At 32.8% G+C, this 11,723-nt stretch carries 8 protein-coding genes and 1 tRNA gene; 5 read left to right on the forward strand and 4 right to left on the reverse strand.

The annotated features are described in order from the left end of the window. Positions 1-31: 31 nt before the first annotated feature. On the forward strand, positions 32-991 hold the full coding sequence (gene mltG / locus deia_RS02855) for an endolytic transglycosylase MltG (protein WP_146820657.1): 960 nt from the start codon (positions 32-34) through the stop codon (positions 989-991). Positions 992-1,276: 285 nt separating this feature from the next. On the opposite strand, the gene tkt is transcribed toward mltG, so the two are convergent. Continuing rightward, positions 1,277-3,265: a transketolase gene (gene tkt, locus deia_RS02860; protein WP_146820658.1), complete on the reverse strand. Its 1,989-nt coding sequence runs from the start codon at positions 3,263-3,265 to the stop codon at positions 1,277-1,279. Positions 3,266-3,544: 279 nt separating this feature from the next. Here tkt and deia_RS02865 point away from each other — a divergent pair, with 279 nt between their 5' ends. After that, on the forward strand, positions 3,545-5,515 hold the full coding sequence (locus deia_RS02865) for an Rne/Rng family ribonuclease (RefSeq protein WP_146820659.1): 1,971 nt from the start codon (positions 3,545-3,547) through the stop codon (positions 5,513-5,515). A 17-nt stretch (positions 5,516-5,532) separates the two neighbouring features. Further along, positions 5,533-6,480 (forward strand): biotin synthase BioB, encoded by a 948-nt coding sequence (bioB, locus tag deia_RS02870; RefSeq protein ID WP_187694795.1) that lies wholly within the window; start codon positions 5,533-5,535, stop codon positions 6,478-6,480. 99 nt (positions 6,481-6,579) lie between these two features. Here bioB and deia_RS02875 read toward each other — a convergent pair. The 3 genes from deia_RS02875 to deia_RS02885 all read right to left on the reverse strand — a co-directional run bounded on the left by deia_RS02875 (position 6,580) and on the right by deia_RS02885 (position 9,806). Continuing rightward, positions 6,580-6,656, reverse strand: a tRNA-Arg gene (locus deia_RS02875). 227 nt (positions 6,657-6,883) lie between these two features. Then, on the reverse strand, positions 6,884-7,588 hold the full coding sequence (locus tag deia_RS02880) for an exonuclease domain-containing protein (protein ID WP_146820661.1): 705 nt from the start codon (positions 7,586-7,588) through the stop codon (positions 6,884-6,886). Between the two features lie 61 nt (positions 7,589-7,649). After that, the gene (locus deia_RS02885; protein ID WP_146820662.1) at positions 7,650-9,806 is read right to left on the reverse strand and encodes a bifunctional SulP family inorganic anion transporter/carbonic anhydrase; all 2,157 of its coding nucleotides are present in this window, start codon (positions 9,804-9,806) and stop codon (positions 7,650-7,652) included. Positions 9,807-9,927: 121 nt separating this feature from the next. Between deia_RS02885 and deia_RS02890 the strand changes: the two genes are divergently transcribed. Both deia_RS02890 and deia_RS05780 read left to right on the forward strand, forming a co-directional pair. Next, positions 9,928-11,349 (forward strand): UDP-N-acetylmuramoyl-tripeptide--D-alanyl-D-alanine ligase, encoded by a 1,422-nt coding sequence (locus deia_RS02890; RefSeq protein WP_146820663.1) that lies wholly within the window; start codon positions 9,928-9,930, stop codon positions 11,347-11,349. A 5-nt stretch (positions 11,350-11,354) separates the two neighbouring features. Beyond that, positions 11,355-11,504: a hypothetical protein gene (locus deia_RS05780; protein WP_153259911.1), complete on the forward strand. Its 150-nt coding sequence runs from the start codon at positions 11,355-11,357 to the stop codon at positions 11,502-11,504. Positions 11,505-11,723: the final 219 nt, after the last annotated feature.

Raw genomic sequence — 11,723 nt, forward strand, 5'->3', positions numbered from 1 at the left:
TTTTTTTCAATTTATAAAAATTATAGGATTAGTGCTGAGTTTTTTTATTGCATGCGGTGTAGTTTTAACACTTCCAATGATGAAATTTGCACAAAAAGATTTCATAATCTCGGTTGAAAATGGGAAAAATATGCATCAAATAGCAACGGAGCTTGAAAAAAATGAGGTAATTACTGGTAAAACCTTGTTTTTATTTGCAAATAAAATTCTCTCAATTCGTGGCACTTTAATTTTAAAAGCAGGCGATTTTGAAATTAAAAAAGGCATGGATTACTACGATATTTGCTCACTTTTGGCAAGCAACAACTACCATTTTAGCACAATAACTTTTCCAGAAGGCTTGACCGCAAAGCAAATGATAAAAATTATTGAAAAAAGCGATTTAAAAGAACAAATATCAATACAAAATATACAAGAAGGCTCTCTAATGCCCGAAACTTACAGCTATACATCCTTTGAAACAAAAGACAAATTAATAAAAAGAATGCAGGAATCCATGACAGATTTTCTTGATAAAGCATGGCGTGAAAATAAAAATCCAATGCTAAAAACCAAGCAGGAGCTACTAATTTTAGCATCAATCATTGAAAAAGAGACAAGCGTTGAAGAGGAAAGACCTCTTGTTGCATCTGTTTTTACAAATCGCTTAAAAATTGGAATGAAACTTCAAACTGACCCAACTATAATATACGAAATCACAAACGGCGAGACAAATTTTGGCAGAAAAATAACAAAAGCAGACATTGCAAATGGCAAATATTATAATACATATAAAATCTTCGGACTTCCAAAAGGGCCAATCTCATGCCCGGGTAGATCTTCAATAATAGCCGCATCAAACCCGCCGCAAACAGAATTCTTATATTTCGTTGCAATTGGAGATGGCTCAAAAGCTCATAAATTTGCCAAAGATTACAAAGAGCATATCAAAAATGTCGATGAATACAGGAAAAATCGAACAATAAAAGAAATGGATTTTATAAATTCCTAATAATTAAATTTGCAAGAACGCAAAACAAAAAATAGCACTATATATTAACTTGATTCAATTAAAATTGCAATTTCTGCGCTAGTCTTAGAAATTTTATAAATAAAAACTACTTGACTTATAAAAAAATATAGCTAACCGATAGCAATGTTTTATTTTTAAGATGTTCTTTTTAGCTTTAATTCCTGGATCATTGATACTTGCACTAATTTACGAATGTTGCTTTAGAAAAAAATTTATATAGTAATTAAATTTTTATTATCATCTATCTTTCTTAAGATAGATGTCTTATTCCTCAATTTCCAGTATAGTCTTTTTATAGTGTTGCAAGATTCTTAGAACTATATCATCTTCCTTTAGCTTTATAAAATCTAAGATATCTTCGCACTTTCCAGACTCTCCAAAGCTTTTTATATCTATAAGAAGTCCATCTTTTTTAATGTATTTCTCAAAAAATATTCCATTTCCAAATTCAATTGCAACATTCATCGATTTGGTATTGATAATTTTATCTTTATAATCTTTACTTTGCTCTTCAAATATCGATATACACGGCATTGAAACAACATTGGTCTGAATTCCGTACTTCAAAAGCATTGTTTTTGCAATAGACACAGAGAGACCAACTTCACTTCCCGTTGCAATAATTGTTATTTTTGGACTATCTGTGCAGTTATATATTGTATACCCACCCATTTTCGACATATTTGTTTCAGAATTTTCCTTTGAATTTCTAACAAACTTAACACTTTGTCTTGAAAGTATAAATGCAGATGGACCTTGATACTCAGTTGCCAAGGAAAGACATTCGCAAAGCTCCACTTGGCAAGATGGTCTAAAAACCTGTAAATTTGGTATCAATCTCAAAGAAGATACATGCTCAATTGGCTGATGGGTTGGTCCATCTTCCCCAACGCAAATTGAGTCATGAGTGAATACGTAAAACACTTTTTGCTTCATTAATGCAGACATTCGAATTGCACCTCGCATGTAATCAGAAAATACAAGAAATGTTGATATCATTGGTATTTTATCACCAAATATAGATATTCCATTTGCAATGGCTGCCATGGCATGTTCGCGAATGCCAAAATTAATATAATTCCCTCGAAAAGAATTTTTTGTTATATCTTGGTTTTTGCTTGTTTTAATCATAGTTGAACTTGCAAGATCTGCAGATCCATAAATAAAAATATTATCATTTTCAACCACTGATAAAATTACATTTAAAGCCTGCCTAGTTGACATTTCTTGGCTTTGTATTGCTAATTTATTTTTTACACTATTTAGCGAAGATGTATATAAAGATATTGACTCATTATTAACATTTTTATCGTATATTTTTTGCGTTTTTTCATACAAATCCTTGCAGCGGTTTGAAAACTTCCTCCATTCAGATAGCATGTTTTGTGGAATTGAAAACTCCTGCTCTTTCCACGATATAGCTTTTTTAAAATTATTTATAGCATCTTGTGAAATTGGTGAACCATGAACCTTCTGTGTTCCTTGATTTTCAAAGTCGCCAAATCCTATAATAGTCTTTGCATTAATAAAAACTGGACTTGATGATATTTTTGCCACAGAAAAGGCATTTCTTATTTGCTCAATGTTATGTCCGTCTATATCTATAACATCCCACCCTGCTGCTTTAAATCTTTCTGATTGATTTTCACTAGTGGATATGGTTGTTTTGCCATCTATTGATATAGAATTGTTATCAAATATCACTATTAAATTATCAAGTCCGTAGTGAGATGCAAATGTTATTGCTTCCTGACTTATTCCTTCCATAAGACACCCATCTCCAACTGTGCAATAGACTTTTGATGTTAAGTCTGAGCTTAGTAAAGTATTTGAATTTTTTATTGCAAGAGCAATACCGACTGCATTTGCAAGACCCTGTCCAAGAGGGCCTGTTGAAACCTCAACACCTTCTAATAAATTAGACTCTGGGTGACCGGTTGCTTTGGAATGAAGTTGTCTAAAATTTTTAATATCATCTATAGATATACCTTTATATCCGGTAAGATATAATATTGAATAAAGCAACATTGACCCATGGCCATTTGATACAATAAACCTATCTCTGTTTTGCCATGTTGCATCATTTGGATTAAAATTTATAAATTCCTTAAATAAAACCGTTGCTATATCTGCCATTCCCATTGGCATTCCAGGGTGACCTGAGTTTGATTTGTGTATAGCGTCCATCGTAAGACACCTAATGCAGTTTGCAAGTTTATTCTCATGTAAATTGTATTTTTCAAATATTTCCACAGCAATCTCATATAATCTAAAAGTTCTCTAACAAGATATTTTTAAAATTCAATAAAAAAAACTTGAAAATTAAAAAATATACTTTATTTGATATTTAACCGAGTGTTTATTGTTCATAAAATTGTATGCTGTTTTTGCTTTTTACATTAATGTACTTTGTAAACATTTCATTTTTACTGATGATTAAAAAGAGATTATCAATATTTTGTCAGAAAATAGCTAATAAAAATAACATTTACTTGGTTGAGCAAAATTTTATAAATTATTTTACTAATACATATGGAAAAAGTTGTTATATCTGGAAGTCTTTCCAGCTACAAAATTGTTATTTTGGATAAAAATGACGCTATAAATGATGTTATCTTTGGTGGATCTTCGTCAAAATCTATTAAATCAAATATATATCTTGCAAAAGTTACTAGAGTTGAGCCATCTTTGCAAGCTGCTTTTGTTGAATACGGCGAGGAAAAATCAGGATTTTTGCCTTTTTCTGAAATACATTCAGATTATCATAACAACACCAAAACATTAAATGAAATACTGCATGGCTTCTATACAAAGCAGGCCGAGGCATCAAAGGAAAGTGAAGATAAATTAAATGAACAAGATGAAGGTATTGACGATCTAACGGCGATTGATAAAATTGAATTTTCCCTTGATGAAAGCGAAAATAAGCAATCTGAGATGTTTACTGAAGATGAAAAAAAAGATAAAAAAAGAATTTTCATACAAGATGTTATCAAAACTGGTCAATATCTACTTGTTCAGGTTTTTCGAGATGAAAGAGGTAATAAAGGTGCATCTGTTACAACATACATAACATTTCCAACAAAATACTGTGTTTTTACGCCAAATAATCGCAGATTACATGGAGTTTCAAAAAGAATTCCAGATCAACAAGAAAGACAAAGATTGCGCAATGCTATTGATACCTTTGGCATCAACGGAGATTTTGGGCTTGTGGTGAGAACTGCAGCATGCGATGCTTCTGTTCAAGATTTAAAGAAAGATTATGACTTGGCTGTCGAACATTGGCATCAAGTTATTGAAAAAACAAAAATCATGAAAGTTGGGCTAATTAGCGAGGCAGAATCTGGAATAATACAATCAATCAGAGATGTTACAACAAAAGAGGCAAAAGTTGTTACAGATAGCGAAGAAATTGCAAATTTAGTTCTTAGCCTTTCAGATAAAATGAATATCAAAAAAGAACACATGATGATACATAGGTCAAAAGATGTAACATTGTTTGATAAATTCGGAATTACTGAAAAATTAAATGACTTATATAAAGATAGGGTAAATCTTCCATCTGGCGGCTATTTAATAATTAATTATACAGAAGCTTTGGTTGCAATAGATGTAAATTCTGGAAGACTTGTCAACGAAAAAGATGTTGAAAATACAGCACTTAAAACAAATCTTGAAGCTGTTTCTGAAATAGCAAATCAACTTAGATTGCGTGATATTGGCGGACTTATAGTTGTTGACTTCATAGACATGGAAGAGGTTTCAAATCGTAAAAAAATTGAACTAAAAATGAAGGATGTTATATCATTAAAAGATAGAGCTAGAGTGCAATTTACCGCTATCAGTCATTTTGGATTGATGGAAATTTCACGCCAAAGACTTAGAACCGGATTTATGGAATCGTCAACCTTAAAGTGCAATCATTGCAATGGAACTGGTAGGTCTTTCATGCCTGAAATGACGCTTGATGAACTATATCAATGCCTTGAATTTGAAATATTTAAGAAAAAATACACTAAATTTGAAGTTAAAACAAGCTTTCAAGTTGAATCACGCTTCGCATCATACAATAAGCAAAAAATTAGTGAATTGTGTAAGCAAAATGGCATAGAGTTTACAATCATCGGAGACCCTGAAATGAAACTTGATAGCTTTATAATGAAAGGACTTGATAAAGAATCAAATGCCTTTGTTGATGTTACAAAATTTAATGGACTGTCAAAAATAGATGACTTACATGGCGGAGTAAACGGATGGGTTGGAAAAAGAGATAGATTTGAACCAAATGCAAAGCGTAATAATAAACAATCTTCCAGAAAATCTCAAACAAAAATCGGTCTTGTGGTATCAAGCTTACTTAAAGTTGCGTCTATCTTTAAATCAAAGAAAAAAGAAGATAAATTTAGCAAGAAAAATAAAAAAAATTACAATCCTAGATCAAAAACTTATGATAATAAATTTAGTGGTAAAAAACACTACAATGGTAGAAGGAAAAGATAGTATTTTTTAATAAGATTATGACAACAGTCTTGCGCAATGACTGGAAAGTAAGCGAGGTTTTGGATTTTTTCCAAATGCCGTTTAATGACTTAATCTTTAAAAGCCATAGTATCCATAGGGAAAATTTTAATCCAAATACTATACAAATTTCAACATTGCTTTCGATAAAAACTGGTGGGTGTCCTGAAAATTGCTCATACTGCCCGCAGTCCGCACATCATAATACAAATCTTGAAAAACAGCAATTAATGAATGTTGATGAGATTGTAAACGAGGCAAAATCTGCAAAAGACGCGGGCGCAAGTCGATTTTGCATGGGCGCAGCTTGGAGAAATTTACATGACAGAGATCTTGAATATATTTGCGAAATTATTCGTCGCGTAAAATCTCTTGGCCTTGAAACATGTATGACCCTTGGAATGCTAAAAGACGGGCAAGCTGAAAAAATGAAGGAGGCTGGTCTTGATTTTTATAACCACAATATCGATACATCCGAAGAATTTTACGATAAAATAATAACAACTCGTAAATTTGAAGACAGAATTGATACCATCGAAAAAGTTAGAAATAGCGGCTTAAATGTCTGTTGCGGCGGTATAGTTGGAATGGGAGAAGACATTGAAGATAGAGCAAAAATGCTTATTACTCTTGCAAATTTTGAAAAACATCCAGAATCTGTTCCAATTAATCAGCTTGTAAAAGTTGACGGAACTCCACTTCAAAACGAGAAGGATATTGATGGCTTTGATTTTATCAAAACTATTGCCGTTGCAAGAATAATGATGCCAAAATCTTATGTTCGCTTGTCTGCCGGAAGAACAAAAATGAATGAACAAATGCAAGCTTTGTGCTTTTTTGCTGGAGCAAATTCAATATTTTTTGGCGAAAAGCTTCTTACTACTGAAAATCCTGAGGAGTTATCAGATCTTGCCTTAATGAAAAAACTTGGAATATCGGGGATTTGACATTAACACAAAACAATTAACACCAATCGTCAAGATTATTTGATACAAAAATTTCTCATTCTTTATAAAAAAGCTCAATGTTGATTTTTAATATTAAAATGGTGCACCAATGGGGATTTGAACCCCAAACCTTTGCCTTCGGAGGGCAATACTCTATCCAGTTGAGCTATTGGTGCTTTATTTGTATTGGCTTTGGTAGGAAAAATTGAAATATTGAAAATATAAATACCGGTATAACTAAAGTTGAAAACAAAATATAAAAATCCATTTGATTTAGATTTTTTACAATTGTCAAAAATAAAATAGGAATTATTGTACAAAAGGATATAATTCCTATGATTTTATATTTATTCACAGCATATATGTCGCCATTTTTCTTTTTACGAAGAATTATCATAATAAACTACCAATATACATTTGTTTTAATTTTTTCTAACAACAAAGCATGCCTTTCTAAATCTTCATTGTTTAAATGAAATGACCTACTTTGCAAGCTATTTTCACGTTTTTTTATAATTATTTCCCTTTTCTGATCATTTAACAAGTCTTCAAAATTAGCGCCATCTTTTACAAGTTTTATAAAAACCTCAGCAAGTAATTTACTATCAAGCAAAGCTCCATGCCCGCCACTTTGTCTTTGACTTAAGTCTACTCCATATTTTTCACAAAGTACATCAAGACTTAATTTTGAACCTGGCATATGATTTCTAACCATTTCCATTGTATCAATTACTTGATAGTGTTTTAAATTTTCTCTGTTAATTTCTTGTAACTGAAAATTAAGAAATGATAGGTCAAATTTTGCATTATGTATAACAAGTATAGCCTTGCTTTCGTTTCCATTTGAGTCTGTATTTAAAAATTTATAAACATCGTCTACAATATCTTTAAAATCTGGTTTCCCAACAAGCATTTCATCTGTGATTTTGGTAACATTTTTAACAATATCGCTAAGTTTTTCTTTACAATTTAAATAACTTTGATAACATCTACCAGTTACTATGCCGGAATTTATTTCAACCATTCCAATTTCTATAATCCTTGAACCATCAACAGGTCTAAGGCCAGTTGTTTCAGTATCAAGGCATACAAATCTATATTTATTCATAAATTGCAAAATAGCGTTAACTTCTAAATTGTAATTTCTTTTTTGTCAACAAAAAATTAATTTACTTCAAAAATTCAACATATCCAGTTTTAATGTTATAAACGCCGCCGCAGATTTTAATCTCTTCATTTTTCACCATTTCGGTAAGCGTATTGCTCATTTCAAGAATCTCAGCCGCCGTGTCAACAACATTCATCTTAATTGCTTCATTTACAAGCTTTGCATCATCGTGAACATGGTTGCATTTATGGACAGATCTTTGAATTCTTTGAATAAGCGGAGTTGCGTTTTCAAGAGACCCATTATCGCACGCAGCCTTAACCGCCCCGCATTCTGTATGCCCAAGCACCAAAACAAGCTTTGCACCAAGCACTTTACAGCCAAATTCAAGGCTTCCGGTAATATCTTGATTTGTCACATTTCCGGCAACTCTGACAATTAACGCCTCGCCTATTCCAAGGTCAAAAATTGTCTCAGGTATTGCCCTTGAATCCATACAACTAAGAATTACAACAAGTGGGTTTTGTGCCTGCGCAGTCTCTGTCATTTGAGCTTTAAAATCGTGCCCAATTCTATTATTTGTAGCAAATCTTTTATTACCCTCTTTAAGCAAGACCAAAACCTCCTGCGGTGTTATATTTTTTTGAACCTCTTTTGTAACAGAAGATGTAATGTGCATTCGGTTTTCTATATCATATGTCCTGTGAAAACCAATTGTACTTACCTTAATGTGATGCAATTTTGCCCTCACTTTTTTAAATTCTTTAATAGCATCGAGCGCATCTTGATCGATATAATCCGTATGACTTGCATCAATTATAACAGATGATTTTTTTGGGATTGAGTCAAGCATGTGAACAAGAGATGGTTTATTTAAAAAGGAAATCTCTTGTGGAAGGTGAATTTTTAAAACCTCGCCAGCGTGATATTTATATTTCTTAAAGCTAAACGATTTAACATAATTTGCCTTTAAAACAAAGACAAAACCAAGTGCCATTCCAGCGCAAACGCCAATTAAAACATTTGTAAACATTATAAACAAGGTTGTTGCAACAAATGGAATATAGTATTGTTTTCCATTTTTAAAAATGCGTTTTAAATTGGTATTTACAACAAGCCTCCAGCCTGAATATATCAAAACAGCAGCAAGTGATGAAAGCGGTATCATATTCATATATCTTGGTATGCAAAGCACGGAAAGCATTAGGAAAATTCCGTGCGATATAGTTGCAAACTTCGTTTTTCCGCCACTATCAACATTAATCGCAGTTCTTACAACAACAGATGTAAGCGGAATTCCACCAAGTAATCCACTTGCCATATTACCACAGCCCTGTGCAATAAGCTCTCTATTTACAGGCGTATGACGCTTTTGTCTATCAAGCTTATCACCTGCGGAAACACTCAGTAATGCCTCAAGTGATATAACAATTGCAAGGGTTAAGCCAAATTTTATTACATCAAGCTTTGCAAAGCCAGAAAATGCTGGAAAATGAAAGATTTTACTAAGACTTCCACTTGGAATATTCACAAGTTGCGCATTACTCATCTCAAGCCTTGTGCCTTTTGTGTGCGTTTGAAAATGCCATGCAAGTAAAATCCCGACAAATACAGCAAAAAGAGACGCAGGAACATATTTTGTCAATCTCTTGCCATATCTATTCATAAACCATATAGTAACTAAAGATGTAAGCCCAATTATCAAAGCCCCCATGTCCATATGTTGAATCGCTTTAAAAATCTCAGTAAATGTATTACTATCATCACCTTGAAGGAAGTCAAAATCCCCCGTTGGCGTTGCTTCATAGCCAAATAAATGCGGTATTTGCTTTAGTATCAATATAAGCCCAATTGCAACTAAAAGCCCATTAATAACGCTTGATGGGATGTAATTTCCAAAACGCCCAAGTCTTAAAAATCCAAAAATAATTTGGAAAATCCCTGCCCAAATAACAGAGCATAAAAATAAATTATAGCTATGTAAATGGCTTATTGCATCAAGAACGACGGCAACAAATCCAGCAGATGGTCCTGAAACACTTGTTTGTGAGCCACTAACTAGCCCTGTTACAATACCGCCCGAAATTCCAGAAAAAAGCCCAGCTTCAATCGGAACTTTACATGCAAGCGCAATACCCAAACAAAGTGGAACGGCAACTAAAAATACAGTAAGCCCAGCTCTTAAATCAGATAAAAATACATTAGTTTTTGACTTCATAAAAATAACACAACTAGAAAATACAAAACATGAATTTTTTTAAAATCAAGTTTTTTTAATTGACTTTCATTTTTTTTGATTTACACTGCGTAAAAATAAAGAAAATTATTTAACTAGCTTTATGCTTTTAAAATCTGAAGAAATCATTAATACAGTTAAACCAAAAGATGTTTTTGGACAGCTTCGTACTTTTGCAACTAATAGTGCCTGTATAGACAGCAGAAATGCAGTAAGTGGCGCGATTTTTTTTGCTTTTAAGGGAGAATTTAGCGATGGCGCAAATTTCATTCAACATGCAATGCGAAACGGCGCAACCTGTATAATAACAGACAGAATTCCAGAAGAACTTGAGCAAAAAATATCATACTCCCCAGTTTGCGTCTTACTTGTGGACGATGTGCTTAGTGCTATGCATAAACTTGCCATTCTTGTTCGCTCTAAAATCACCGCAAAAGTCATTTGCGTCACGGGAAGTATAGGTAAAACCACAACAAAAGAAATGATAGGTGAGGTTTTGTCGAACTTTTTTAGCGTAAGCACTTCTGCTGGAAATAAAAATAACCACATTGGAATGCCTCTTAGCCTTTTAAACGCAGATCCAATGAGTAACATAATTGTCCTTGAAATAGGAATGAACCATGTTGGTGAAATAAGGCTACTTACCCAAATTGCAAAGCCAGATATTGCAATAATTACAACCGTTGCACCGGCGCATGTTGGAAATTTTGAAAGCGTACAGCAAATTGCCGAGGCAAAAGCTGAGATTTTCGAAGGTATGAAACCAGAAGGAATTGCAATTTTAAACCAAGACAATGAACATTTCCCGTTTTTAGTCGCTGCTGCAAAAAAATGTGGCGTGAAAACAATCGTAGGTCTTGGTCTTAAAGAAAAATCCCCAATATACATCGATGATTATCGTGTTGAATTTAACAAATCAACCTTTAAACTCATTTGCAAAACATCAACTGGAGTTGAAGAGACAAAATGCTCGGTTGCAACTATATCATATCACATTTCATATAACACAATTTTCATGTTCGCTCTTGCAAAACTTTTGCGTCTTGATCTTGAAGAGGTTAAAAAACATGTCGCAAAATTCAAAGGCGTTCAAGGAAGAGGTAACATCGAAACAATTTCATCTGCCGGTAAAAAAATAACCATAATTAATGACTCATACAACGCAAGCCCTGAATCTATGAAGTCTGGTATTCAAATTTTAATGGCACTTTCCGATCAAAATCCAGACTCGCGAATTGTTTGCGTTTTGGGCGATATGCTAGAACTTGGTGAATTTTCGCAAAAATATCACGAAGAAACCGCAGATCACATCTTGCAACATCCGAGAATAACAAAGGTTTTTGCCGTTGGAAAGGAGATGAAGCATCTATACAACAAGCTTCCAAAAGAAATGCAAGCAGGGATTTTTGAAACATCAGAAGTTGCCAAAAGACCAGTTAGAGACGCACTTTTAGACGGTGATATAGTCTTGTTTAAAGGCTCTCGTAGCTTAAAACTTGAGTTAATTATTGAAAAATTGTTTTAAAAAGCATGTCTTCAAAGCCGCCAAAGGAAAAAATCCAAAAAATTGTTCGCGATAATATGAAAAAAAATATCGCCCGCAGAAAAGCCGAATTTGACGAAAAAAACACAAAAGTTACAGAAAATAAAAATTTCAAGAGTGGTAAAACAAAACAATAGCCACCTAAATACTATCAAAAAATAAATACAAGACAAACATTAATCAAATTGATTAAATTAAATTTTGGCTGTACTAATTAACATTTTTCTTATTTTTTTTTGCAAAGAAAAATTTTAAATAATGCGTTATGAAATTTACAATAGAGGAAAATATTGAAATTGATCTACCCCAAGCATAAATTAACAACTTCAAAAATGCTAAAATTTCAAAAAATGCTA

This window comes from Candidatus Deianiraea vastatrix (assembly GCF_007993655.1).
In the GTDB taxonomy this organism is placed as follows: Bacteria; Pseudomonadota; Alphaproteobacteria; order Rickettsiales; family Deianiraeaceae; genus Deianiraea; species Deianiraea vastatrix.